Origin of the sequence: Candidatus Neomicrothrix sp., assembly GCF_035329545.1 — a bacterium.
Taxonomy (GTDB): domain Bacteria; phylum Actinomycetota; class Acidimicrobiia; order Acidimicrobiales; family Microtrichaceae; genus Microthrix; species Microthrix subdominans.
This window is the reverse complement of the sequence record NZ_DAOLGP010000014.1, coordinates 40,063-64,686: the sequence shown is the minus strand read 5'-3', so window position 1 is coordinate 64,686 and position 24,624 is coordinate 40,063. Positions and strand designations below refer to the sequence as shown.

The 24,624-nt window shown below is 70.9% G+C and carries 23 protein-coding genes; 2 read left to right on the top strand and 21 right to left on the bottom strand.

The window, feature by feature from the left end; all coding sequences use genetic code 11:
- Positions 1-2 precede the first annotated feature (2 nt).
- From PKD89_RS09880 to PKD89_RS09870, 3 genes are read right to left on the bottom strand one after another with little or no spacing between them, the layout of a single operon-like run.
- Entirely contained in the window at positions 3-1,004 is a 1,002-nt protein-coding gene (locus PKD89_RS09880; protein WP_289011057.1) for a DUF2254 family protein, read from the bottom strand.
- 52 nt (positions 1,005-1,056) lie between these two features.
- Positions 1,057-2,688: an MFS transporter gene (locus PKD89_RS09875; RefSeq protein WP_289011043.1), complete on the bottom strand. Its 1,632-nt coding sequence runs from the start codon at positions 2,686-2,688 to the stop codon at positions 1,057-1,059.
- Complete coding sequence (locus tag PKD89_RS09870; protein WP_289011042.1) at positions 2,685-4,094, bottom strand: hypothetical protein; 1,410 nt, start codon at positions 4,092-4,094, stop codon at positions 2,685-2,687. The genes PKD89_RS09875 and PKD89_RS09870 overlap by 4 nt, the downstream gene beginning before the upstream one ends.
- Positions 4,095-4,186: 92 nt before the next feature.
- On the opposite strand from PKD89_RS09870, the gene PKD89_RS09865 reads away from it, so the two are divergent.
- Positions 4,187-6,388: a prephenate dehydrogenase/arogenate dehydrogenase family protein gene (locus tag PKD89_RS09865; protein ID WP_289011041.1), complete on the top strand. Its 2,202-nt coding sequence runs from the start codon at positions 4,187-4,189 to the stop codon at positions 6,386-6,388.
- Positions 6,389-6,404: 16 nt separating this feature from the next.
- Here the strand turns inward: PKD89_RS09865 and PKD89_RS09860 are convergent, their stop codons facing one another.
- Genes PKD89_RS09860 through def form a run of 10 tightly spaced genes read right to left on the bottom strand, consistent with a single transcriptional unit; the run spans position 6,405 to position 13,715 of the window.
- Complete coding sequence (locus tag PKD89_RS09860) at positions 6,405-6,728, bottom strand: type II toxin-antitoxin system PemK/MazF family toxin (RefSeq protein WP_289011040.1); 324 nt, start codon at positions 6,726-6,728, stop codon at positions 6,405-6,407.
- Positions 6,725-7,027 (bottom strand): hypothetical protein, encoded by a 303-nt coding sequence (locus PKD89_RS09855; RefSeq protein WP_287393128.1) that lies wholly within the window; start codon positions 7,025-7,027, stop codon positions 6,725-6,727. Before PKD89_RS09855 ends, PKD89_RS09860 begins: the two co-directional genes overlap by 4 nt.
- Positions 7,028-7,068: 41 nt before the next feature.
- On the bottom strand, positions 7,069-7,545 hold the full coding sequence (ribH, locus tag PKD89_RS09850) for a 6,7-dimethyl-8-ribityllumazine synthase (protein ID WP_287379181.1): 477 nt from the start codon (positions 7,543-7,545) through the stop codon (positions 7,069-7,071).
- Positions 7,542-8,804, bottom strand: coding sequence for a bifunctional 3,4-dihydroxy-2-butanone-4-phosphate synthase/GTP cyclohydrolase II (locus PKD89_RS09845; protein ID WP_287393130.1), 1,263 nt, complete (start codon positions 8,802-8,804; stop codon positions 7,542-7,544). The genes ribH and PKD89_RS09845 overlap by 4 nt, the downstream gene beginning before the upstream one ends.
- Entirely contained in the window at positions 8,797-9,399 is a 603-nt protein-coding gene (locus PKD89_RS09840) for a riboflavin synthase (RefSeq protein WP_425591242.1), read from the bottom strand. Before PKD89_RS09840 ends, PKD89_RS09845 begins: the two co-directional genes overlap by 8 nt.
- A 4-nt stretch (positions 9,400-9,403) precedes the next feature.
- Positions 9,404-10,465, bottom strand: a complete 1,062-nt coding sequence (gene ribD / locus PKD89_RS09835; RefSeq protein ID WP_289011056.1) for a bifunctional diaminohydroxyphosphoribosylaminopyrimidine deaminase/5-amino-6-(5-phosphoribosylamino)uracil reductase RibD — start codon at positions 10,463-10,465, stop codon at positions 9,404-9,406.
- A 16-nt stretch (positions 10,466-10,481) separates the two neighbouring features.
- Positions 10,482-11,003: a MogA/MoaB family molybdenum cofactor biosynthesis protein gene (locus PKD89_RS09830; protein WP_287393134.1), complete on the bottom strand. Its 522-nt coding sequence runs from the start codon at positions 11,001-11,003 to the stop codon at positions 10,482-10,484.
- Positions 11,004-11,048: 45 nt separating this feature from the next.
- Entirely contained in the window at positions 11,049-12,233 is a 1,185-nt protein-coding gene (locus PKD89_RS09825; RefSeq protein WP_289011038.1) for a transcription antitermination factor NusB, read from the bottom strand.
- Entirely contained in the window at positions 12,226-13,149 is a 924-nt protein-coding gene (locus PKD89_RS09820; RefSeq protein WP_324332414.1) for a methionyl-tRNA formyltransferase, read from the bottom strand. The genes PKD89_RS09825 and PKD89_RS09820 overlap by 8 nt, the downstream gene beginning before the upstream one ends.
- A complete protein-coding gene (def, locus tag PKD89_RS09815; RefSeq protein WP_287379186.1) occupies positions 13,146-13,715 on the bottom strand; it encodes a peptide deformylase in 570 nt (189 codons plus the stop codon). Before def ends, PKD89_RS09820 begins: the two co-directional genes overlap by 4 nt.
- Positions 13,716-13,773: 58 nt before the next feature.
- On the opposite strand from def, the gene PKD89_RS09810 reads away from it, so the two are divergent.
- Positions 13,774-14,373 carry a class I SAM-dependent methyltransferase gene (locus PKD89_RS09810; protein WP_287379187.1) on the top strand — a complete coding sequence of 200 codons (600 nt, stop codon included), beginning with the start codon at positions 13,774-13,776 and terminating at the stop codon, positions 14,371-14,373.
- 9 nt (positions 14,374-14,382) lie between these two features.
- Here PKD89_RS09810 and PKD89_RS09805 read toward each other — a convergent pair whose 3' ends face one another.
- The 8 genes from PKD89_RS09805 to carB all read right to left on the bottom strand — a co-directional run.
- Positions 14,383-16,218: a hypothetical protein gene (locus PKD89_RS09805; RefSeq protein WP_289012601.1), complete on the bottom strand. Its 1,836-nt coding sequence runs from the start codon at positions 16,216-16,218 to the stop codon at positions 14,383-14,385.
- A 62-nt stretch (positions 16,219-16,280) separates the two neighbouring features.
- Positions 16,281-17,477 (bottom strand): methionine adenosyltransferase, encoded by a 1,197-nt coding sequence (gene metK / locus PKD89_RS09800; protein WP_289012600.1) that lies wholly within the window; start codon positions 17,475-17,477, stop codon positions 16,281-16,283.
- A 111-nt stretch (positions 17,478-17,588) separates the two neighbouring features.
- Positions 17,589-18,890, bottom strand: a complete 1,302-nt coding sequence (locus PKD89_RS09795; protein WP_289012599.1) for a bifunctional phosphopantothenoylcysteine decarboxylase/phosphopantothenate synthase — start codon at positions 18,888-18,890, stop codon at positions 17,589-17,591.
- A 23-nt stretch (positions 18,891-18,913) separates the two neighbouring features.
- Entirely contained in the window at positions 18,914-19,258 is a 345-nt protein-coding gene (gene rpoZ, locus PKD89_RS09790) for a DNA-directed RNA polymerase subunit omega (RefSeq protein WP_287379190.1), read from the bottom strand.
- Positions 19,259-19,369: 111 nt separating this feature from the next.
- Positions 19,370-20,302: a guanylate kinase gene (locus PKD89_RS09785; RefSeq protein WP_289012598.1), complete on the bottom strand. Its 933-nt coding sequence runs from the start codon at positions 20,300-20,302 to the stop codon at positions 19,370-19,372.
- Positions 20,299-21,069, bottom strand: coding sequence for an orotidine-5'-phosphate decarboxylase (gene pyrF, locus PKD89_RS09780; protein ID WP_289012597.1), 771 nt, complete (start codon positions 21,067-21,069; stop codon positions 20,299-20,301). Before pyrF ends, PKD89_RS09785 begins: the two co-directional genes overlap by 4 nt.
- A gap of 91 nt (positions 21,070-21,160) precedes the next feature.
- Positions 21,161-22,090: a dihydroorotate dehydrogenase gene (locus PKD89_RS09775; protein WP_289012596.1), complete on the bottom strand. Its 930-nt coding sequence runs from the start codon at positions 22,088-22,090 to the stop codon at positions 21,161-21,163.
- Positions 22,083-24,624, bottom strand: a 2,542-nt coding sequence (gene carB, locus PKD89_RS09770; protein ID WP_289012595.1) for a carbamoyl-phosphate synthase large subunit, incomplete at its 5' end; no start/stop codon positions are given. The genes carB and PKD89_RS09775, both read right to left, overlap by 8 nt.

Genomic DNA, 24,624 nt, shown 5'->3' with positions numbered 1-24,624 from the left:
GGTCAGGAAACGCCACGCGCGCTTTCGCCGGTCTGGATCGCCATCCCCAGCCCCTGCCGGTCCGCTGCGAGCGCATCGGCGCGCTGCTCGGCCGGGTACGCACGCCCGACCGCTTCCTCGAGCAAGTCCAGTTGCCTGGCCAACGCAGGATGGCGCTTGACGGGCAGATCGGCGATCATGTCATCCCAGGTGGGGGTCGGAACGAGCACGCGCACCGCTCCCCGGTCATCGGTCACGACGCCGGTCGACAGGTGCTTGGCGGCGGCGTAGCGCAGCACGTCCGCAATGCGATGGAGGCATTGGACCGCCGTGGTCGGGTCGTTCACCGCCGGTGACAGCGCGTTGTGGCGCTGAGCGATCCGCAACAGCTCGTCGCGATCGACGGCCACCAGCACGCCGCCCACGTCTGGATTTCGCACCTGCTGCACGGCCGAGTTGGGGTCGACGCTCGCCGCCGCCTGCTGGGCCGCCTCAACCTCGGTGCTGGTGGTCGGGTAGACGTCGTCGAACACCCGGCGCGCCTGACTGTCGATGCGCTGGATGACGTGGGCAACCCGAAGGTTGTCCGACGTTCGGGCGATGAGGGCCAGAAACCAGGCGATGCTGGCGGCGGTCAACACCGTCGCTCCGATCAGCGCTCGGTACGGCACGATGTTCTCGGGGCCGCGCCCGCTGAGTGCCGTGGCGGTCAGCGCGAACACAAAGGTGGCGATGAACGTGCCCAAGCTGTGCTTCATGACCGGGTCGTCGCGGAACCAGCGGAGAAACCGGGGCGAGAACTGGCTGCTGCCGAATTGAACGACGAGGAGCACCACCGACATGACGAACCCGGTGAAGGTGATCATGCCGCCGCCGAGCGCGGCGAGCGCCGCACCCGCGCTGACCGCGCTCAGGTCGAGGGACGATTCGAGCGGGCTGTCGTGGTCGAAGGCCACGAGCGCGATGCCGGTGCCCAAGGCGACCGCTGCGTACAGACCGAGAATGACCCAGAGGCTGCTCTTGATCTAGTGGCGGACCCGACGAATGCGCCAGCGACTGGATCGCGTCAAGCTCATGTCAGCCGTCCGGGTGGCCGGCGGGTTGAGAGGTGGTGGTGGTGGACGCCTCGGCATCCTCGTCCTGTTGGTGGAACTCGGCCAGCATGGCTTGTTCCTCCTCGGCCTTGGGGAACATGAACCAGACGAGCACCGCCCCGAGCGCCACGGCGATGATGGCGACGCCGTAGGCCCAGTCCTGTCCCTCGACAAAGGACTGCTTGGCCGCTGCGACGATCTGTGAGGAGTACTGCGGGTACTGCCGAGCGATCGCATCGGCCCCGCTAAACGACTTGGTCAGCTGGCTCTGCACGCTGGTGGACACGCTGCTCGCCTTGGACGATCCGGCGATCGCTGCCGTGGCCGCTGAGGCGTAGCCGGCAGTGAGCAGCACGCCCATCAACGACTGCATGATGGCCCCACCGAGGTCCCGCTGCAGGTCGGCGGTGGCCGACGCCATGCCCGCCTTGGTAACCGGAACCGAGCCGGTGAGTGAGTGCGAGGCCGGGGTGCCGGCGAAGCCCACGCCCGCACCCACCAGGGCGTACCCGAGCCCGACCGGCCAGTAGGACACCCCGTCCCGCCACAGCACCAACATGATGATGAAGCCCGCAAGGATGGCGGCGTACCCTGCCAGCAGCGTGAAGCGCGCACCCTTGGTGTCGACGAGTTTGGCCGACCTCGGGGCGATCAGAACCATCGCCACGGCAGCCGGGAGGATGGCGAATCCGGCTTCGACGGTGCTGTATCCCAGCACGTTCTGCAGGAACTGCTGGCCGATGAACATGGCCCCCATCAGCGCGCCAAACACGATGATGCCGGCACAGGCGGCGACCCAGAACGTCCGCCGGCCGGCGACGGCGAGGTCGTAGAGGGGCTGCTTGGAGCGGCGCTCCTGAATCACGAACGCGATCAGCGCGGCGACGGCGAGGACGGCCAGGCCGATCACGAGCGTCCCGGCGTTGGGCACGGCGGCGAAGTTGATAGCCAGGATGAACGAGCCGACGAGGACCGCTGAGAGGATGCCGCCGAGGTGGTCGACCGGATCGTCGGATTCGTTGACGTGGGCGGGCACGACCATGACGACCATGACCACGCTGACGATGATCAGCGGCAATGTCACCAGGAACACCGAGCCCCACCAGAACGTGGTCAACAGCACCCCGGCGACCAACGGGCCGAGGGCCGAGATGGCCCCACCGAGCGCCGACCACAGTGCGATCGACTTGGTGCGCCCGGCGCCCGTCCACAGCGCCGTGATCAGCGACAGCGTGGTGGGGTAGGCCATGCCGGCGGCCAGACCGCCGACCAGGCGAGCGAGAATGAGCACCTCCACGCTGGGCGCCCACGCCGCGACCACGCAGGCCGGAAGGGATGCGACGACGCCGATGAGCAGCATCTGCTTGCGGCCGTAGCGATCGCCCACCGCTCCGAGCCAGAGCACCGACATGGCCAGCCCAAGCGAGTAGGCGATGGCGACCAGGTTGAGCTGCGTCTGCGAGGCGTCGAAGGCCTTGCCGATGTCGGGCAGCGCCACGTTGGCCACCGCCAGGGGCAGGTTGGCCACCGCCGCGGCCAGGATGAGCGCGGTGAGCACCGCGCCGGCCCGCTTCGGGCTGGTGCCCGCTGCGACGGCGGGGGCTGTGGTCGTCATAGAACGCTCGTTTCGTCAGGGGTCGATGGTTCCTCGATGATGACCTCGTCGATGAGTTCAGGGGTCCGCTCGGCGTCCACAAGGCGGGACAGCGCCACCTCGTAGGCCGCCAGGATGGCCAGAACGATCAACACCGAGAGCCAGGACGATGCCCCCCACCAGAGCACTAGCAGGGCCACCACCACACCAGCGATGCGCAGCGGGTCGCGATGCTTCACCACCCAGTTGGTCGTCGCCGGGTCGGTCCCCCGGTCGTGGGCGGCGGTGGCAACGCCGGTGACCAGGGATGCAGTGCGCCGACGGAGCGACACCGCCCAGGGCCACGGTCCGGTGATCGTCATGAGCACGATGAGAATCCCGAAGATCCACAGGAGGATTCGAGTGCCGTCGAAGAGTCCTTGGAGCACAGCGTCGCTGGTCGCTCCGACGGCGCGCCTGTTGACCGGCTCCCGAACCACGCCGAGCAGTTGGGCCTGGGCGATCATCGCCGCCCGGCGCATCAGCACGAGAAGGAGCACGTCGACGACCGCCAGCTCGAGGAACGTGCGGCGGCGGTTGACCGACGCCGCCATGGCAGTGACGGTCGACAGTGCAAAGACCACGACGGACACCCACAACAGGGTGTCGAAGAAGGCGAGCGCCTGCTGGGTCTCCTTCAGCTTGCCGTGGTCGTAGATCGTGACCTGGCCGAAGTCCTCCGGCAGGTTGGTGCCGAAGGCCTGGTTGACCTTGTCGATCGCCACCGTCGGGATCTCGTCGATCGACACGTCTGGGATGTTGATCGTTTTCCCGAACAGTTCCGGTGAGACCGACGTGACCTGCGCCAGCACCTGATTGATCGCCGGCACCAGGCTGATCGTCACCGACTCGTCCCCGGCGGTCACCCCCTTTGCGTCGCCCCGCAGCACCTGAACCGCCCTGGCATGCGCCCTGCGGTTCAGCTCGACCCAGAGGCGCTTGAACTGCTCGGTGGCAACCACCTTGTCCACCTCGCGCGCCACAAAGGTCTGGACGGCGTTGGACAGCGGCACGGCGAGCACCTGGCCCCGTTCTGGCAGCGCCTCCTTGATCAACGCCTCGGGATCGATGAGCTTCATCGTCTCCTCGGTGATTTTGGCGCTGACCGCCGCCTGCACGACCGGGTCGTCGATCAGCGGGCCGGTGTGCTCGACCCAGACGTCGGTATCGAGGAGGCTGCGGTTGGCCCACACGCCGATGCCTGCGGTGAGGAAGGACAGGCACGAGACGGCCACGAGGATAACCGCAAGGGTGCGCCGGGCCAGGCGGCGCGACGGCGGTCGGTCGCGGAGGCCGGCCATCTCGGCGCGCATGGCCTCGCGCTCGGCGACGGCTGCATCGCGCTCGGCGCGCGCCAGCGCCAGTTCTTCCTGGGGATCCTGTGCCATGGCCCCCATGTTGGTCCACCGGGGCGTCAGCAGTCCTCACCCAATCAGGATGAACCGAGACCTGCCGACCACCTGCCTCCTAGGATCGGCGAATGCCCCGGCCCTCCCCCACCCCGGCCGAGATGCCGGGTCGACTCGTGATCTTCGGTGCGGCCCAGGGCATGGGCCGCTGGCTGGCCGAGCAGATTTTTGCGGAGGCGTCCCTGCAGCTGGTGTTGGTCGACGTGTCCCATCACATTTTTGAGCATTCCGACGATCAGCGCCCCAACCCGCCGCTGCGGCTGAAGGTCGCCTACGAGGGCGGCATTCCGGTGTTCACCGGCGCGGATGGCGGCGCAGCGCCGTCGCCGCTCGACCCGCCCGGCTCGGGTCGACTGGCACTGTGCCTGGCCGTGCCCGCCGACGCGGTGGACACGATCGCGTCGGTCGTGCTGCCCCTGCTGGCACCGGGCAGCATCGTCTTTGACGTGACGTCGTCGAAGAACCAGCCGCTGGCGGCGCTGCGGGCGCGTCGCGACGATCTGGCGGTCTTCGGCACCCACCCGCTGTTCGGTCCCCGGGTGCCCGGCCCCGCCGGGCAGAGCGCCGTCGTATGTCCCGACCCCGACGACGTCGCTGCACACCGCTGGCTGAGCGACCTGTTCACCGAGGCCGGTATCACCGTGCAGGAGGTGTCGGCCGCCGAGCACGACCGGGTGATGAGCTGGGTGCAGGCGCTGACCCACCAGGTGCTGATCGTGTTCGCCGGGCTGGTGAGTCGCTCCGAGCCGGGCATGGACGAGCTGTGGCGGTTCCGCACCCCGGTCTTCGAGGCGCTGGCCGGCCTGGCCGGCCGCGTGCTGACGCCCAGCCAGGATGCGACGATCGCCGCCATCCAGTCCGGGGTGGACGGGGCGGGTCGGGCCGACGACCTGGCCGAGGCGGTCGACGCGCTTCGTCAGGCGCTGGCCAGCGGCGACCCGGCCGACACCGCCGGGTTCATCGCCTGGGCGCGCGAGGGGCTGCGCGCCGTCGACCTCACCCGGCTTCAGGCGACCGCCGAGGACGCGGTTGCGGCGGTTCAGGCACTGCGCTCCGATCTGGCCGCCGCACGGGCCGACGGCCGCGTCGTGGGCCTGACGCCGAGGGAAGGCTCCGATCGGCGCCCCCACATCGGAACGGTGGTGTCGGTGGACAGCACCGAGGTGCGGCTGCTCGACGTGGTGCTCGGCCCCGACGACCGGGCGGTCCTGGTGACCGATGCCGCCGGCCAGCGCCGGGCGGCCAAGCTGGGGATCGGCGGCAAACCTCGCCCGGTTGCCCTCGCCCTCTCCGGCCACCGTCTGCTGGCCGACGCCGAGCTGGAGCGGTGGCTTGCCGGTCACCTGGCCACGCTGGAACGCGATGTGCGGGTGCTGGTGCCGCCGTCGCTCAACGGCGACGAACTGGGCCGCATGCTGGCGGCGCTCGTGCCCGGCCTGAGCCGGGCGGTGCCGGTGGCCGACCGCTGGTTTCGGGGCGACCGCGAGCTGATCCTGCGCCTGAGCATCCGCTCCGATGGCGATCCGGCACACGTTCGAGACGCGGTGATCGCCCAGGTCGAGGCGCTGGTCACCCCGCCGGCGCCGATCGGCACCGAGGTGATTGCCTACCTCGGTCCGCCCGGCACGTTCACCGAGCAGGCCGCCCGGGCACTGGGCGCCGACGCGGTCGGCGACGGCGCAGCGCTGGTGGCTGCGGCGTCGGTCGGCGAGGCGCTCGACCGGCTCTCCGACCACCAGGCGGACTGGGCGGTCATCCCGGTGACCAACACGCTGTCCGGCGGTGTCCGGCCCGCCCTCGAGGCGCTGGCCGCGCGCAGTGCCGAGTTGGCGGTGGCCGGCAGCCACCAGGTGGCGGTCAACTTCACCGCCTGGGTGCATCCCGACGACCTGGCGGTGGCCGAACTTCAGGGGGTCGTCAGCCACGAGCAGGCGCTGGCCCAGTGCGGCACGTACCTGGCCACGCTGGGCGTCCCCACCCGATCGGTCGATTCCACCGCCGAGGCCTGCCGGGTCGTCGCAGACCGTGACGCACCGGGATGGGTGGCGCTGGCCGGGCCCACCACCGGGGCTCGGTACGGGCTGGTGCCGTTGGCCGAGCGGGTGGCCGACAGCACCGACAGCGTCACCACGTTTGTGCTGGTTCGGAGGATGGCACCGGGTGTCGGGCGCAGCGATGACCGAGTCGTCGAGGTCAACCTGCGTGATCCGTCGATCCGGCTGCCGAAGCTGTCGCCGCATGAACCCCCGGCACCTCTGGTGGCGACGGGTTAGCGGCCTTGGCCAGGGCTCATCTTTCGCAGGCGATCACATGGGCCATGGCGGCACACACCTCACTCCATCGCTCCGGACGAATACGGCCGGCGAGGCCGAGGAGCTCTCGACGATCGACGAGTTGCACGTTGTCGAGGTTGGCCGCGCTGCCGTCCTCGACGCCCTCGCCTTGCCCGAACAGCACCTCGCAGTGAATCCCTCGAACACGAGTGGTGATGGGAGCCACCAGCACTCTGGACAATCGTGGCGCAACCCATCCTCGTGTGAGGACCAAAACGGGTCGCACCTTGTCGCGTTCGAGATCGGCCCACCAGATCTGCCCGTGGCCGACAACGGTCACGAAGCGCGCCGCTCGCGTTCCGCCCGACGCTCCTCGGCAAGACGCTGAATCCGTGAGGGAACGGCGCCGTCGTAGGGCAACGCGCCCTCCGGATCGCCGGGGGCCTCCCCAACGCCCAGGTCCGAGTCCAACTCATAGGGGAACCGATCGAGGGAGGAGAGTTCCGCTTCGATCACCAACCGTTGAAGGAGCAACTCCAGAGCCCGGTCAAATAGCTCCGAATCCCGCAGGCCCGATCGGGTCCGCGCATCCTCGAGCCGATCGGCGTCGACCGTGGTGGAGATCCGCGTGCGTGCCATGCCACAAAACGTAGCATGGACCAAAAACGTGCGGTCGGCGGCTAGTCGGCCAGTTGGTCGAGGGCGGCGAGCACGCGGGCGGTCTCGATGGCGGCCATCGCCGCGTCGAAGCCCTTGTTGCCCGCCTTGGTGCCGGCCCGTTCGATGGCCTGGTCGATGTTCTCGGTCATCAGCACCTCGAAGATCACCGGCACGCCGGTGTCGGCCGCCGCCCGGGCGATCCCCGCCGCCGCCTGGCCGGCGACGTGCTCGTAATGGTCGGTCGAGCCCTTGATCACCGCGCCGAGCGTGATCACCGCATCGAAGGCGCCGGACTGGGCGCAGCGACGCGCTGCCACCGGAATCTCGAAGGCGCCCGGCACCATCACGACGGTGATGTCGTCCTCGTCGACGCCGTGGCGGACCAGACCGTCGCGGGCGCCCTCCAACAGGCGGGAGGTGATCAGGTCGTTGAAACGACCGGCGACGATGCCGATCCTCAGGCCGGTGCCGTCGAGGTTTCCTTCGATCACGTTCATGGGCTCTCCACTTCGTCGTCCAAACCGGGGAGCAGATGGCCCATCAGCTCCCGCTTGGTCTGTAGGTAGCGCAGGTTTTCGGGGTTGGGCACCGACTCGATCGGCACCCGCTCGGTGATCTCCAGCCCGAAGCCGTCGAGCCCGCCGTACTTGGCCGGGTTGTTGGTCATCAACCGCATGGTGGTGATGCCCAGGTCATTGAGGATCTGCGAGCCGATGCCGTACTCGCGGGAGTCGACCGGCAGGCCCAGCGCCTCGTTGGCCTCGACGGTGTCGAGGCCCTCGTCCTGGAGCGAGTAGGCCCGGATCTTGTGCCCGATGCCGATGCCGCGCCCCTCGTGGCCACGCAGGTAGACGACGACGCCCAGGCCGTCCTCGGCGATCTGGGCCATGGCGGCGTCGAGCTGGACACCGCAATCGCAGCGCAGGCTGCCGAACACGTCGCCGGTGAGGCACTCGGAGTGCACGCGCACCAACACGTTCTGCTCACCGGACACGGCGCCGCGCACCAGCGCAACGTGCTGTTGACCGTCGAGCACCGACTCGTACGCGAAGCAGGTGAAGTCGCCCCACACGGTGGGGATGCGGGCCTCCGCAACCCGGCGGACCAGCTTCTCGTTCTGTCGGCGGTAGCGGATCAGCTGCGCGATCGACACCATCAACAGGTCGTGCTCGGCGCAGAACTTCTCCAGGTCGGGCACCCGGGACATCGTGCCGTCGTCGTTGACGATCTCGCACAGCACGCCTGCCGGATACATCCCGGCCATGCGGGCCAGGTCGACGGCCGCCTCGGTGTGGCCGGCGCGCTTGAGTACCCCGCCCTCGGCGTAGCGCAGCGGGAAGATGTGGCCGGGCCGGGACAGGTCGGCCGGACGGCTGGCGGGATCGATCAGCGTGGCGATCGTTTTGGAACGGTCGGCGGCCGAGATGCCGGTGGTGACACCCTCGATCGCATCGACGGTGTAGGTGAAGGCGGTGCGCTGGCTCTCGGTGTTGTTGTCGCGCACCATCAAGGGAATGTCGAGCTCGTCGAGGCGGTCACCGGTGACCGACACGCAGATCACCCCCGAGGTGTGGCGGACGAAGAAGGCGAGCGCCTCGGGCGTGGCCGCCTCGGCGGCGATGATCAGGTCGCCCTCGTTCTCTCGGTCCTCATCGTCGACGACAACGACGACCTCACCGCGGGCGATCGCAGCGATCGCCTCGGGCACCGTGCAGAATGTCGTCGCCTCGCCCCTTTCGGCTGTGGCTTCACTCATCGTCGCTCCTGTCGGTTGCATGCTGCTGGTCGGGGGTTCCGCCCAACATCGATTCCACGTACTTGGCCACCACGTCAACCTCCAGGTTCACCCGCTCCCCCACCCCGCGCCGACCCAGGTTGGTGACCTCGGCGGTGTGCGGGATGACCGCCACGGTGAACGAGGTGTCATCGAGCGACGCCACGGTGAGGCTGACGCCGTCGACGGTCACCGAGCCCTTCTCGACCAGGTACCGCTGGAGCCCGTCGGGGATGGCCACCCGAAGGTCGGGCACCGGCTCGAGCACCTCGGCGACCGCGTCGACGTGGCCCTGCACCAGGTGACCGCCGAGGCGGTCGGACAGACGCAGAGGCCGCTCGAGGTTGACCGGGTCGCCCACAGCCAGGTCGCCCAGGTTGGTGCGCCGTTCGGTCTCGTCCGACACGTCGGCCTCCCACCAGCCGTCGCCCTGGGCGACGACGGTCAGACAACACCCGTTGACGGCGATCGAGTCGCCCAGCCGGGCATCCTCGATCACCGTGTCGGCGGCGATCCGCACCCGTTGGCCGCGCTGGGAGTGCAGCCGGCCAAGCTCCTCGACGATTCCGGTGAACATCGCTTCAGTGCTCCAGGTGATCGGTGACATGGTCGGCCTCAGCCGGCTTCTCGGGCGGCCGGGCGGCCAGTTCGATGCGCACGTCGTCGCCCAGGCGGTCGACCGAGATCAGCTCACCCCGCCAAACGTCGCCCATGCTCCACGCCCCCGGCCCGGAGAACAGGCTGCGGGCGTCATCGCCGCCGAAGAGCGCCGGAGCGAAGTACAGGACGTATCGGTCGACCAGTCCGGCCCGGTGAAATGCCCCGGCCACCGCAGCCCCGCCCTCGATCAGCACCTGGACCATGCCCCGCTCGGCCAGATCGACGAGCACGTCCTCCGGGTCCCCGGACAGCTCGAGGCAGGGGTGGATCAGGGCGCCCTCGGGCGCCGAGCCCAAGACGACCCGAACCGGGTTGTAGTCCTCGGGATGGGCGCCGGTGGGCGGCTGCCAGTCGCGAACGGTCAGGTTGGGGTCGTCGTTACGGACCGTCTGGGCGCCGACGATGATGGCGTCACTTTCGGCTCGCAGGCGGTGACCGTCGCTGCGGGAGGCGGGGCCCGTGATCCACTTGGAGCTGCCGTCGGGAGCGGCGGTGTAGCCGTCGAGGGACGCCGCCAGCTTGAGCACGACGAAGGGCCGGCCGGTGCGGCGCTGGTGCAGGTAGGGGGCCAGCTGGGCCTCCACCTTGTCGGCGACCACGCCGACGTCGACCGTGATGCCCGCAGCCCGGAGTGCCTCCACGCCGGTGCCGTCGGTGCGGGGGTCGGGGTCGAGCACGCCGACGACGACCCGGGCCAGGCCCGCTGCGATGATGGCCTCGGTGCACGGCGGCGTGCGGCCGTGATGGGCGCACGGCTCGAGGGTGACGTACATCGTGGCACCGGCGGCGCGGTCGCCGGCCCGCTCGATCGCCACCTTCTCGGCGTGGGCCTGGCCGGGTGCACGGGTGGCGCCGGTGATCAGCTCGCCGTCGGCGGTCACCAGGATCGCACCCACCCACGGGTTGGGTGTGGCCACCCAGCGCGCGTCGGCGCCGGCGGCGATCGCCCGCTGCATCAGCTCCCGATCCCGGGTGGTGGTGATGATGTCGATCTCGGCCCTACTGATCGGGGGTCGGGTGCGGATCCCGCTTCCCGCCGAGGAGCGCGAGCGCGTGGGGGACGACGTCGAGGACCGACTCGAGGGTCTCGACCGCGCCGCCGGGCGAGCCGGGCAGGTTGAGGATCAACGATCGACCCCGAACGCCGGCCACACCGCGCGACAGGCGGTTGAGTGGCGACGCGGTGGCCATGGCGGTCGTCAGCCCGGGGGCCGGCTTGTCGAGGATGCGGCGGGTGCCTTCCGGGGTGTCATCCCGAGGACCGAATCCGGTGCCGCCGGTCGTGGCGATGAGACCGACGAAGTTGAGGGCCATGTAGGAAAGCGTGTTGGAGACGTTGTCGACGCCGTCGGAGATGGTGCGATGCTCGATCACCTCGAAGCCGGCGGCCTCCAGGTGCGACACCAAGCCCGCGCCCGAGGAATCCTTGCGGACGCCGGCCATCACCCCGTCGGATACGGTGAGCACCTTCGCCTGCTGCTTGTCCTCGGTTGCGTCGGTCGTCCCGGCGTCGCCAGTCATCTGTCTCCTTGCCATCTGCGTGGCCGTGGTGGCCGGGGATGAATGTTAGTGCTGGGGTGCCCGGTGCAGGGTAGCCAGGGCCATGCCGTCGGTGCCTTCACGCTGGGGCAACAGAATCGACACCGGGCCGTCGCTCTCCCAGGGGCCTTCCAGCGGCGCGTCGGCGCCAAACTCGGGGTGGTCGTCGAGGAACGCTTCGACCACGTCGACGCTCTCGGCCCGGGTGAGGGTGCAGACGCTGTAGGTGAGGGTGCCGCCCGGCTTGACCAGCGGCGCCGCCGCCTCGAGCAGGCGGCGCTGCAGCTTGGCCAGGTTGGCCGGATCCTCGGGAGCCACCCGCCAGCGCAGGTCGGGACGGCGGTGCATGACCCCCAGCCCGGAACAGGGCGCATCGACGAGCACCCGGTCGGCGCTGCGGTTGCGCAGGGGCGGTGACGTGGCGTCGGCGCGCACCGCATGCACGTCCGAGCCCAGCCTGGCGGCGTTCTCGACGACCAGATCGACCCGGTGGGCGACCAGATCGGCGGCGATGACCGTTGCGCCGGAGGCCGCCATGCCGGTCGCCTTGCCGCCGGGGGCGGCGCACACGTCGACGACGAGCTCACCCGGGAGGGCGCCGACCGCATCGGTCACCCAGGTCGACGCCCGGTCCTGGGTGTAGCCGTCGGCTCGCACGGTGGGCGCCACCGGCCGGTTCATCGCCTCCAAAGCCTCCTCGGCCACATCGCGACCGAGGTCGGTTTCAAGTCGTTCGACGATCCAGTCCGGATAGGACAGCTCTTCGCCCAGGCTGCGCCACCGGGGCGGGTCGGACCGCACCACGTTGCGCAGCACGGCGTTGACCAGGCCCCGCCACCGCTTGGGCACGGCGCCAACCGTCGTGTTGAGCGCGGCATGGTCGGGAAATCCCACCTCCAGCTGGTAGACGCCCAGACGCAGAGCCCGCACCGCCACGTCGGCGGGTCGGCGGTCGAGGAACGGGTCGATGATCGCATCCAGGCGGCGGCGCTGGCGCACCGTGCCGTAGGTCAGCTCGGTGACCAGGCGCCGGTCGGCGTCGCCCAGGTCGCAGCGGTCGAGGGCCCGAGGCACGACCAGGTTGGCCCACGCGCCGTCGTCCTCGATGCGGGCGAGCAGGTCGAGCGCCAGGCGCCGGGGCGCCACGCCCGGTACCTCCGCACCCTTCGCCGGGCGGTGGGCAGTTCGGTTGGCAGCGCGTCGTTCAGCCACCGAGGCGCTCCCCCGGCTCGGGGCGCAGGCCGCGCAGGAACTCGGTGGCGTCCTGGCGGGCCCGACCGGCCAGCTGCACTTCGACCAGGCGCAGGCCCCCGCAGGCGGTGCCGACGATGTCGGCGTCGAGCACGCCGGGCGGTGGAATCTCGGCCGCGGAGGGTGCGACGATCTCGGCCCGCCACACCTTCAGCCGCTCGCCACGCAGTGTGGTCCATGCCCCGCCGACCCGCACCCGACGGTCCAGCTCGATCGCGGGGGCCTCGTCGAAGCGCAGTTCGAGATCGTCGCCCGTGATCTTTGTGGCGTAGGTGGTGGTCCCCGATTGCGGGCGGGGATCGGTCAACCCGGAACCGAGGGTGTCGATCAGCAGCTCGGCGCCTCGAGCGCTCAGCTCGGTCCGTAGCTCGGCGGCAGTGCTGGTCGGAGCGATCGGCACGGCGACCTCGGCATAGACCGGCCCGGTGTCGAGGCCCCCCTCGACACCCATCACCGCCACGCCCGTGGCATCGTCACCGGCGAGCAGTGCCCGCTCGACCGGGGCGGCTCCCCGCCAGCGGGGCAGCAGGGAGAAGTGCAGGTTGACCATCGGCAGCGCTTCGAGCAGCGGCCGGCGCAGGATCTGTCCGTAGGCGACGACAACGCCCAGGTCGGCGCCGTCCTCGGCCGCTGTGGCCGCATCGGTCAGGTCGTCGGTCACCTTCAGGCCCAGCCGAAGCGCTGCCGCCTTGACCGGGGTCGGCGTCGGCGAGCCCCGGCGGCTGCGCCGCCGGTCGGGCGCGCTGACGACCAGATCGACCCGATGGCCGGCGGCGATGAGCGCCTCGAGGGGCGCCACCGCCTCGGCGGGCGAGCCGAAGTAGACGATGCTGGTCGGCCGGGTCGGGGGCGGAGGAAGGGGCTGGGCGTCGCTCACCGACTCCCGCCGAAGAGGGCGTCGCTGCCCAGCCGCTTCCTGGATCGGTCGGGCAGCTCGTCGGGGCCGCGCTCCCCCATCATCATCTCGCGCACCTGCTTCTTGGCCATCTTGCGCTGATCGGCCTCGAGATGGTCGAGCAGCAGCACGCCGTCGAGGTGATCGAGCTCGTGTTGGATCAGGCGGGCGGCGAGCTCGTCGGCCTCCCAGTCGACCTCGTTGCCGTCGAGGTCGATCCCCCGCACGTGGACCTGCCTGGGGCGGGCGATCTCGAAGTAGAGGCCGGGTACCGAGAGACAGCCCTCGTCGAAGAGCCACTCGCCGTCCGACTCGACGATCTCGGGGTTGATCAGGGCCTTTGGACCGCCGTCGTCACCGAGGTCATAGACAAAAAAGCGCTGCTTGATGCCCACCTGTGGGGCGGCCAGACCGAGGCCGGGCGCGGCGTACATCGTCTCGGCCATGTCCGCCGCCAGGCGAACCAGGCGTTCGTCGATGTCATCGACCACCTCGGCGCGCTGGCGCAGTACCGGGTCGCCGACGATGCGGATGCGTGACGCAGTCATGGTCCCAGCGTACCGCCGGGGGCCGGCTCCTCGAAGATCACCGGCCTACACTCCGCCGGTGGATCAGCAGTATTTCAGCGCCCAACCGAGCTCCAAGCGGCGCACCCGGCAGATCGAGGTGACGCTCGACGGTGAGACGCTGACCTTCCAGACCGATTCCGGGGTGTTTTCGCCCGGTCGCCTGGACCTGGGGTCGGCCACGCTGTTGCGGCTGGCACCGCCACCCCCGCCCGACGCCGCCGTGCTGGTCGACCTCGGGGCCGGCTGGGGGCCGCTGAGCGTGGCACTGGCGCGTCGCACCCCGACCGGCACCGTGTGGGCGGTCGAGCCCAACGATCGGGCGCGCGAGCTGTGTGCGATCAACGCCCAACGGTTGGCACCCGGGCGGATCCGCACCGTCGGCCCCGACGGGGGTCCCGATGCCCCGATCGACCTGTTGTGGTCCAACCCACCGGTGCGCATCGGCAAGGCCGAGCTCTATCCGCTGCTCGAGTCGTGGCTGGACCGCCTGGCGCCCGACGGCCGGGCGGTGTTCGTCATGAGCAAGAACCTGGGTGGTGACTCGTTGCACCGCCATCTGGAGGACCGGGGGCATCCGGTGGAGCGCCTGGGTTCCAAGGCCGGCTACCGGGTGCTGTCGATCGAACCACGCCGGTAGTCGGACCCGTTACAGGCGCAGCGGGTCGACCCGGAGGCGCAGGCGCCCGGGTGGGCGTTCGACCTGGTCGAGCAACGCGCTCAGCTGTTGCCAGCCGGGGGCGCGCAGCAGCCACCGTCCGTCCTCGGGGTTGAGCAGCTGGGCATCGGGCACGTCGTCAAGCAACGGGGTGAGCCGTTCGACGTAGGCGGGAGCGGCCTGGCCGGCGATCTCGGCGACCGCGCCGGACGGGGGGGGGGCGGGTAGCTGGCGACGCGATCGTTCGGCGGCGACGGCCCGGTCGGGGTCGGCGAGCACGGCGGCGTGCAGTACCGGATGCTCGGGCTCGCGGGTGGGGACGATCACCCGGCCCCCGCCGGCGCGGGGCCCGACCAGTCGGGCCGCCCGGGCCAGCAAGGCCAGCGCCTGCTCGGCCGCCCGGTAGCGGGGCGCCAACAGCTCCTGATCGAAGTCCAAGAACACCACCAGGTCGGCGCTGCCGGCGCGGTGCAGCACGGCCTCGGTGCCAACCACCGGGCCCCCCTCGGGCAGCCCGTCGCGTCCGCCGGAGGCGCCGGTCGCCTCGGCCACGTCGACGCCGAGCAGGGCTGAGGCCTCCTCGACCACACGGCTGACCCCCAGGCGCAGGTTGGCGAAGGCGGTGCCCCGACAGGCGAGACACACCTCCGGGCGTTCGTGGGCGCAGCGGGGGCAGGTGAAGATGCCCGTTTCGAGCCGGCTGACCGCAGCGTCGCAGCGTTCGCAGGTGGCGGTCGCCGAGCAGTTGCGACAGATCGACAACCGTGAGCGACCGGTGCGGTTGAGGACGAACACCGGGCGATGGGCGGCCCGCGCCGCGGCGACGATCCGCGGGTGGAACAACCCGACCCGGGGATCCTCGGCCCGGAGGTCGATCAGGTCGATCGGCGGCCATCCCGACCGTTCGGCGCTCCGCGACAACGACAGCACCGGTCCGAGTGCCACCGCTTCCTGGCTGGGCACCGGCGAGATCAACAGCAGGGGCACCCCCAGACGGGCGCAGCGCTCGACGAGCACCTCGCGGGCGTGCCAGCTGGGCGAGCCCTCCTCCTGGAGCGACTCGTCGTGCTCGTCGACGATGACGACCACCCCCAGGTCACCCTGGGGCGAAAACGCCGCCGCCCGGGTGCCGACCACCGTCGATCCCCCGGCTTTCGCTGCGGCCCAGGCCCGGTCGTAGGGCACCGCCGTGACGCCGGCCCGACGCAACGCCCGGGTCAGCTGGGCTGCCTGGGCGTGCTCGGGCACGACGACCAGGCCCGGCCCCTGCTCCCACCGCTGCGCCAGCCCAGCGAGGACGGCGCCCAGGGGGTCGGCGGCGGGCGCCAGCCGCAGCGTGGCCACCGGATGCTCGAGTGCTGCGGCCACCACCTCGGCGATCTCGGCCTCGGAGGCGGTGGGTGGCGGACCGGGGGTCGGCGGGTTGGGCAGCGCCGGCACCGCCCGGTGCGGGCTGGCGGTGGTGAGAAACGTTGCCAGGCGTCCGGCCCAGCGCCGTGCCGCCCAGCGGCACAGGTCGATCACCTCGGCCGGCGGCCCGTGACCGGTGATCTTGCGGATCGGTTGGAGGGTCACGCCGTCGGGCGGGGTGACGTCGCACTCGAGCACCCAGCCGCCCACCGGGCGCCCCGCCAGCGCAACGCGCACCATCGAGCCCACCTCGAGTGGGCCGTCGGTCGCGTCGGGGACCGAATAGTCGAACGCCCGCCCGATGCGAGCCGGCTCGGGCAGTACCCGAACGAGTCGCCCCTCGGGCGGGGGGCCGGTCTCAGCCGGCAGAGGGGTGGCGGGCGTGTCCGGGAGCCGAACCTCTGGCTCCCCGGGCAACCCAGCCTCCGGCTCCCCGAAGGGCAGCCGGGGCTCGTCCGGGTTGGCTGTGGACCTCGAGCTCAGAGCCCCAGGGCCGAACGGAGGTCGTCCGCCCGGTTGGTCAGCTCCCAGGTGAAGCCGGGACCGGTCCGGCCGAAGTGGCCGTAGGCGGCCGTCGGGCGGTAGATCGGGCGTCGCAGGTCGAGGTCGCGCACGATCGCAGCGGGGCGCAGGTCGAACACGTCGCGCACGGCGGCCTCGATCTTCGAGTTCTCGACCGTCTCGGTGCCGAAGGTCTCGACGAAGATCGAGATCGGGTGCGCCATGCCGATGGCGTAGGCCACCTGCACCTCGCAGCGGGTGGCGGCGCCGGAGGCGACCACGTTCTTGGCCACCCAGCGGGTGGCGTAGGCAGCCGAACGGTCGACCTTGGAGGGGTCCTTGCCCGAGAAGGCGCCGCCGCCGTGGCGGGCCGAGCCGCCGTAGGTGTCGACGATGATCTTGCGGCCGGTCAGCCCGGCGTCGCCCACCGGGCCGCCGATGACGAAGCGACCGGTCGGGTTGACATAGACGTCGAAGTCGTCGTTGGCGAAGCGCTCCGGGATCGTCGGCCGGATCACCGACTCGATCAGGTCCGGGCGGATGTCGGCGTCGCGGTCGACGCCCTCGTTGTGCTGGGTGGAGATCAGCACGGCCTTGAGCCCGACCGGCTTGCCATCCTCGTACTCGAAGGTCACCTGGGTCTTGGCGTCCGGACGCAGGTAGGGAATCGTGCCGGCCTTGCGGACCTCGGCCATCCGCTCGGCCAGGCGGTGGGCCGTGTGGATCGGCAGCGGCATCAGCTCCGGGGTCTCGTCGCAGGCGTAGCCGAACATCATGCCCTGGTCGCCGGCGCCCTGCTGGTCGAGCTGGTCCTCTTCGCCGGAGGTGCCCGAACGCACCTCTTCGGAGTCGTCGATGCCCTGAGCGATGTCGACCGACTGCTCATCGATGGCGACGAGCACGCCGCAGGTGGAGCCGTCGTAGCCGACGTCCTCGCGGTCGTAGCCGATGTCGCGGATCGTCTGGCGCACGATCGACTGGATGTCGACGTAGGCCTTGGTGGAGATTTCGCCGGCGACGATCGCCAGGCCGGTGGTCACCATCGTCTCGCAGGCCACCCGGGAGTCGGGATCCTGCTCGAGCAGGGCGTCGAGCACCGAGTCCGAGATCTGGTCGGCCATCTTGTCGGGATGACCTTCGGTCACCGACTCCGACGTAAATGTCCACTTGGCCACGTTGAGCTCCTCAAGGGTTGAAAATCGCGAATTGGTTGAAGCGGGATGAATGGTAGGTGACGGTCGCCACCGAGATGGAAGCGGCCGGGTCTCGTCAGAGGACGCGAGGGCTTAGGACGACGCAGCGCGTGCGGCGGCCAGCGCTCCGGCGCATTCGAGCACCCGCGCTGCCACCGCCGACTTGTCGGTCAGCGGCACGCTGATCCGCTCGCCGGAGTGGCCGAGGATGAGCACCTCGTTGGTGTCGTGGCCGAACCCCACCCCGGGGGCACCGACGTCGTTGACGACGAGCAGGTCGGCGCCCTTGCGCTCGAGTTTGGCGGCTGCGTTGGCCTCGACATCGTCGGTCTCCGCCGCAAAGCCGACCAGCACCTGCGACGCAGGCTTGCGGCGGCCCAGCTCGGCGAGAATGTCCTGGGTGGGGACCAGCTCGATGCTCGGCGCCCCATCGGCCTTTTTCAGCTTGCAGTCGGCGACGGCGGCGGGGGTGAAGTCGGCGACAGCGGCGGCCATGATCACGAGGTCCATGCTCGGGGCAGCCTCGAGCACCGCGTCGGCCATCTCGGCGGCCGACGTCACCTGTCGCCGTTCGATTGCCGGTGATGTCGGGAGCTCGGAGGTGGTCACCAGCGTGACCGCCGCGCCGAGCTGGGCGGCCTCCTCGGCCAGTGCATGGCCCTGCTTGCCGGTCGAGCGGTTGCCGAGGAAGCGCACCGGGTCGATCGCCTCACGGGTTCCCCCGGCCGATACGAGCACCCGTCGGCCGCGCCATCCCATGCCCACATCGCCGCTTGCGGCGGGAAGCGGGCGGGCCCCGGCGGGAAGGGCGGCGGGTTCGGAGCCGGCGGTGAGCAACTCGATCGCCCGGTCGACGATGCGCTCCGGGCCGGCCAGCCGCCCTTCGCCGACGTCACCACCGGCCAGACGCCCCGACTCGGGATCGACGATGACGACGCCACGGCGGCGCAGCAGCGCCAGGTTGTCGACGACCGACGGATGGCGCCACATCTCGGTGTGCATCGCCGGCGCCACCATCACCGGCGCCTCGGTGGCGAGCAGCGTGGCGACCAGCAGGTCGTCGGAGCGTCCCGTCGTCAGGTCGGACAGCACCCGTGCCGTGGCCGGGGCGACCAGCACCAGGTCGGTGCGCTGACCCAAACGGGTATGGGGAATGGGATGGGGCCCGTCGAACAGCGAGCTCTGGGCGGGCTCGGAGGCGAGCGCCGAGAACGTGGCCGCCCCGACGAAGCGCTGGGCGCCCTCGGTGAGCACCGGGGCGACGTAGGCCCCGGCATCGATCAGGCGGCGGCAGAGTTCGATCGCCTTGTAGGCGGCGATGCCACCGGTGACGCCAAGGACGATGTGGCGACCGGCGAGCGGGCCGTCCCCCTCGGTCGCCCCGGTGGCATTCATCGGCGTTCAATCACCTTGGTGGTTCAGCCCGCGGTCGGGTCGTCGGAGTCGTCGGAGGCGTCACCCGGGTGCACCACGTGGCCCTCATCGTCCAGCTGGACGCCGGCGGGGTTGTCGCGCCCGGGGGCGTTCACCGGCAGGATCTTGTCCGCAGCGATCTCCTCGAAGGCGATCGAGAGCGGCTTGGAGGCATTCGACGCCACCTGCGGCGGGATCGCTCCGCCGGAGGTACGGCCCAGCTGATGCACGTAGTCGTTGATCTGACGCGCACGACGGGCGGCGAGCGTCACCAGCGAGAACTTGGATCCCGCCCGGTCGAGAAGACCTTCCACCTGGGGCTCGATCATCGTGTCGTGGCGGGTGTTCATCGGTGCTGGGGGCTCCTCGTGTGCGGATGGCGGCGCCTGGCGAACGCGCAGCAAATCATCATAGCGCAGCGGACCGGGTCACAGGCCCCCGCCGACGACCGGTGGATTGGGCTACGCCGGGGCCGGGCCGCCCGGTTGCCGGCGGGCTCGACGGGCCGATTCGATCAGCGCCTGCAACTCGTCGACCGTCGCCTCGACGTCATCGTTGATCACGACGATGGCATCCATCGCCAGGGCCGCCGCCACCTCTTCATCGGCCTTGATCAGCCGCTGCGCGATGCGCTCGGGGTCGTCGCCACGGCCGCGGAGGCGGGCCTCCTGCTCCACGCGACTGGGTGTATCGATGAACACGCACAGCGCGTCGTCCCAGCGTTCGCGCAGCGCCCTGGCTCCGGCGACGTCGATCTCGAAGACAACGTCGCATCCCGGTGGCGGATCGGGTACCGGGGAACCCTGGCGGTAGTCGAGAAACTCGACCCATTCGAGAAACCCCCCGGAATCGGCGTGGGCGCCGAACTCCTCGGTCGTCGCCCACCGGTACGCATCCTCCGCCTCGCCCGGCCGGGGAGCGCGGGTGGTCCAGGAGCGGCTGAGCCACAGGCGGGGATCCCGCTCGAGGAGCCGGTGCACCACCGTGCCTTTGCCGACGCCGCCAGGACCGGAGATCACGATGATCAGGCCCGCCTGGTCGGGCTGGGTCGCGTCGGTGCCGGCCGAGTCGGGTAGGGCCGTGGCGTCGGGCGCAGCCGGGTCGGCGAACACCGCCTCCAAGCGCCGGCGCAGCCGGTCGTCGAGTTCGCCGAGGGTGATCGACTGCGGAAGGCCGAGAGCGTCGAGGGCCCGCCGGGTGAGCACCTTCTTGGCGCCGGGTCGGGCCTCGAGCGCCACCAGCAGCTTCAGCTCGGCCGCCGCCGGGTCTCGATCCGCCTCGAGCCAGAGCCGGTCCAGGGTGATCGTGCCGTCGGCCAGCCGGTCGAGCAGCCCCTGCCAGCGTCGCCGTGTGGAGGCAACCCAGTCGTGGGCCCGAGCGCGGTCGGCGCTCAACGGAGGGCGAGGGTCGCTCGGACCTCGTCGGCGATCGATGCCGACGCCGCAACCGGGTCGTCCGCCTGGGTGACCGCCCGCCCGACGACCAACAGGTCGGCCCCGGCGGAGATGGCCTCGCCGGGGGTGGCCGGGCGCGCCTGGTCGTGGGTGTCGCCGCCGGCGCTTCGAATGCCGGGCACCACCCGGGTCATCTTGGGGGCGAGGGTGAAGGCGTCGTGCAGATCCTCGGCGGCGAGCACCAGGCCGCCGCAGCCGGCCTCCATCGCCATGCGCATGCGCTCGGCCGCGACATGGGGGGCTGCGGTGTCGTCGCTGGTGAGCACGGTGACCGCCAACGCCTGGGGGATCATCTGGCCCGCGTTGGCCGCACCCTCGGCCAGACCCTCGACGCCGGCGCGCAACATGTCGGTTCCACCGCTGGCGTGCAGGGTGAGGTAGGTGGCGCCCATCGAGCCGAGCACCCGGCTGGCGCGGCCGACCGTCGTCGGGATGTCGTGCAGCTTGAGGTCGCAGAAGACGTCGAAGCCCAGGTCGGTCAGCGAGGCGATCGCGTTGGGGCCGGCGGCCGAGAACAGCTCAAGGCCCACTTTGACCACCCCGAAGTATCCCATCAGCGCAATGGCGGTGCGTTCGGCCTGCACCATGTCGTCGGTGTCCAACACCAGGCACAGGTGGTTGCGCACCGACGGCTCGGCCCAATCGGGCTCGTCGGGAACGTCCTCCGACTCGGGATCGACCGAGTGGACGCCGGTTCCGTCGCTCACGTTCACGATGTGGTCCTCTTCCGGTTTGGGGAGAAAGCGGCCTGGACGGCCATGGGCGCGCAGCGACGATACACCGCCTGAGGTGTTGCGCTCATGGGTGGGCCGCACCGATCAGCTCGGCGATCGTCGCCACCCCATGGCTGTCGCACCAGCTCGCCAGCTCGTCGAGCACCCGGATCGTCGCCCGGGGGTCGGCGAAGTTGGCGGTGCCCACCTGCACCGCCGAGGCGCCGGCCATCAACAGCTGCAACGCCGAGTTGGCATCGTGCACCCCGCCGACGCCGACGATGGGCAGCTCGGGCATGGCCCGGGCCACCTCCCACACCGCCCGCACCGCGATCGGGCCCAGGCCCGGCCCCGACACCCCTCCCCCGCCACCGCCCAGCGCCGGGCGGCGACTGTCGGTGTCGATCACTAGGCCGAGCAGGGTGTTGGTCAGGGTCACCGCGTCGGCCCCGGCCCCGGCGCACGCCTCGGCCACCGCCACCAGCGCGTCGGTGTTGGGCGACAGCTTGGCCCAGCGGGGATATGCCAGCCCGGCGGTGGCGGTGATCACGTCGGCGGCGGCGCCGACGTCGTGGGCAAACATCTTCTTGCCGGCCAGGTTTGGGCACGACAGGTTGATCTCGACCGCAACGATCGGGTCGCTCGCCGTCCCGGCGGGCGCATGCTCGGCGAGCGCGTCGGCGGCGGCGGCGTAGTCCTCGACGCTGCGACCCCAGATCGACACGACCACCCGGGCTTGGGCCCGGCGGAGCGCAGGAAGCTCGTCGTGCGCCCAGGCGGCGATCCCGGGGCCTTCCAGCCCGACCGAGTTGATCATGCCGGTGCTCAACGGGTGCACCCTGGGCGCCGGGTTGCCCGGCCACGGGCCGGCCGACAGTGACTTGACCACGACCGCACCGAGCTGGGCCAGGTCGACGAAGGCGCCGAGTTCGGCCCCGTGACCGGCGGTGCCCGGGGCGCACATCCCCGGGTTGGGCAGGCCAACCGCCCCGACCGCTGTGGTGAGATCAACCACGTTGGTCCGACGCTGCGCCCCGCTCGTCGGCACGGTGATCGGCCGCCGAACTGCGGTCGACGCCGGCCTGGTACTCCTGCAGGGTGCGCACCGCCATCGGGTGGGCCCGGCGGTCCGACATGCCCCGCACGGCGGCGGAGGCGGCCGAGATCGTGGTCATCAGCGGCACGTTGTGCCGACCCGCCGCCTCGCGGATCTCGTGACCGTCCGCCCGGGGGCCGCGACCCCTCGGCGTGTTGATCACCAGGCCGATCTCCCCGTCGGCGATCAGCTCGGGGGCGGTGGCACCCTCGGTGCCCGAATCGGCGTCGGCCACCTTGGTGATCGTGCCGGTGACGGCGATGCCGGCGTCCGCCAGGGCGGTGGCGGTGCCGCCGGTGGCCATCAGCTCGAAGCCGAGGCCGATCAGCCCGCGGGCCACCTCCAAACCGGCCACCTTGTCGCGGTCGGCCAGCGAGAGGAACACGCAGCCGCCCTCGGGCAGGCGATCGCCGGCGGCCAGCTGGGCCTTGGCGAAGGCCAGGCCCGGCGTCAGGTCGATGCCCATCACCTCGCCGGTCGAACGCATCTCGGGCCCGGGCAGCGGGTCGGCCTCCGGGAAGCGGTTGAAGGGCAGCACCGCCTCCTTGACCGCGGTGTGGTCCCCGCTGGACACCTCGCCGAGCAGGCCCTCGGTGCGCAGTTCGCCAAGCGTTGCGCCGGCCATCACCCGGGCGGCGATCTTCACCAGCGGGCGCCCGGTCGCCTTGGCGACGAACGGCACGGTGCGGCTGGCGCGTGGGTTGGCCTCGATGACGAACACCTGGGCGGCGTCGGGGTGGATGCCGGCCCGCTTGACGGCGAACTGGACGTTGATCAGCCCCTTGACGTCGAGCGCCTCGGCGATGCGGCGGGTGGCGTCGCCCAGCACGTCGATGACGCCGGCACCCAGCGTGACCGGCGGGATGACACAGGCCGAGTCGCCCGAGTGCACCCCGGCCTCCTCGACGTGTTCCATGATGCCGCCGATCAGCACCTCGCCGGAGGCGTCGCGGATGGCGTCGACGTCCACCTCGGTGGCGTCCTCGAGGAACCGGTCGACCAGCACGGGTCGGTCGGCGGACAGCCCGCCCTCCCGGCCCAGCGAGCCTTCGAGGGCGAGGGCGGACCAGGCGCGGGCCAGATCGTCGTCGTCGTAGACGATCTCCATCGCCCGGCCACCGAGCACGTAGCTCGGCCGGACCAGCGCCGGATAGCCGATCCGCTCGGTCACCTCACGGGCGCCTTCGAGGGTGGTGGCGGTTCCACCGGGCGGCTGGGGAATCTCGAGCTGGGCGCACAGGGCGCCCCAGCGGTTGCGGTCCTCGGCCAGGTCGATCGAGGCCGGCGAGGTGCCGAGGATCAATTCCTCGGGTAGGTCGCCCGCCAGCTTCAGCGGGGTCTGCCCGCCGAGCGACACGATCACGCCGGCGACCGGGCCGGCCTCGGACTCGGCGTCGATCACCGACTGCACGTCCTCGAGCGTGAGGGGCTCGAAGTACAACCGGCTGGACGTGTCGTAGTCGGTGGACACGGTCTCCGGGTTGCAGTTGACCATCACCGTGTCGTACCCGGCGTCGCGCAGGGCGAAGCTGGCGTGCACGCAGCAGTAGTCGAACTCGATGCCCTGCCCGATGCGGTTGGGCCCCGACCCGAGGATCAGCACCCGCGGGGTGTCCGAGGGTTGCACCTCGGTCTCGTCCTCCCACGTGCTGTAGTGATAGGGCGTGTCCGCCTCGAACTCGGCGGCGCAGGTGTCGACCGTCTTGTAGGTGGGCACGACGCCGGCCGCCAGGCGGGCGGTGCGCACCGTCGCCTCCTCCACCCCCCACAGGTGGGCGAGCTGGGCGTCGGCAAAGCCCAGCCGCTTGGCCCGCCGCCATCCGGCGCGGCTCAGCGTGTCGGGCGTGGCCGCTTGGATCGTCTCGCGCTCCTCGTAGATCGTCGACATCTCGTCGAGGAACCACGGGTCGATCGCCGTGAGCTCGGCCACCCGCTCGACCCCCCAGCCGCGCCGCAGGGTCTCGCCCACCTCAAAGATGCGATCCGGGGTGGCAACGACCACCCGCCCGGCCAGCTCGTCGTCGTCCACCTCGGCCAGCGCCACCTCGGTCGGGTCGGCGCCCAGGCCGAAGTGGCCGCTCTCGAGCGAACGCAACGATTTTTGCAGAGACTCGGGGAAGGTGCGCCCGATCGACATCACCTCGCCCACCGCCTGCATCTGGGTGCCGAGGACCTCGGGGACGCCGGGGAACTTTTCGAAGTTCCAGCGCGGCACCTTGGTGACGACGTAGTCGATCACCGGCTCGAAGCAGGCCGGGGTCTTCTCGGTGATGTCGTTGGGGATCTCGTCCAGGGTGTAGCCAACCGCCAGCCGGGCGGCGATCTTGGCGATCGGGAACCCGGTCGCCTTGCTGGCCAGCGCCGAGGACCGGCTGACCCGGGGGTTCATCTCGATGACGACCAGGTCACCGTTGGCCGGGTTGACCGCAAACTGTACGTTGGACCCGCCGGTC

Bases quoted from the DNA above. Each gene is read 5' to 3' on its own strand.
- PKD89_RS09865 (WP_289011041.1), top strand. From the start codon at position 4,187: ATGCCCCGGCCCTCCCCCACCCCGGCCGAGATGCCGGGTCGACTCGTG.
- PKD89_RS09795 (WP_289012599.1), bottom strand. From the start codon at position 18,890: ATGAATGCCACCGGGGCGACCGAGGGGGACGGCCCGCTCGCCGGTCGC.
- PKD89_RS09875 (WP_289011043.1), bottom strand. From the start codon at position 2,688: ATGACGACCACAGCCCCCGCCGTCGCAGCGGGCACCAGCCCGAAGCGG.
- PKD89_RS09830 (WP_287393134.1), bottom strand. From the start codon at position 11,003: ATGACTGGCGACGCCGGGACGACCGACGCAACCGAGGACAAGCAGCAG.
- PKD89_RS09840 (WP_425591242.1), bottom strand. From the start codon at position 9,399: ATGTTCACCGGAATCGTCGAGGAGCTTGGCCGGCTGCACTCCCAGCGC.
- PKD89_RS09870 (WP_289011042.1), bottom strand. From the start codon at position 4,094: ATGGCACAGGATCCCCAGGAAGAACTGGCGCTGGCGCGCGCCGAGCGC.
- ribH (WP_287379181.1), bottom strand. From the start codon at position 7,545: ATGAACGTGATCGAAGGAAACCTCGACGGCACCGGCCTGAGGATCGGC.
- PKD89_RS09845 (WP_287393130.1), bottom strand. From the start codon at position 8,804: ATGAGTGAAGCCACAGCCGAAAGGGGCGAGGCGACGACATTCTGCACG.
- PKD89_RS09855 (WP_287393128.1), bottom strand. From the start codon at position 7,027: ATGGCACGCACGCGGATCTCCACCACGGTCGACGCCGATCGGCTCGAG.
- rpoZ (WP_287379190.1), bottom strand. From the start codon at position 19,258: ATGAACACCCGCCACGACACGATGATCGAGCCCCAGGTGGAAGGTCTT.
- def (WP_287379186.1), bottom strand. From the start codon at position 13,715: ATGACTGCGTCACGCATCCGCATCGTCGGCGACCCGGTACTGCGCCAG.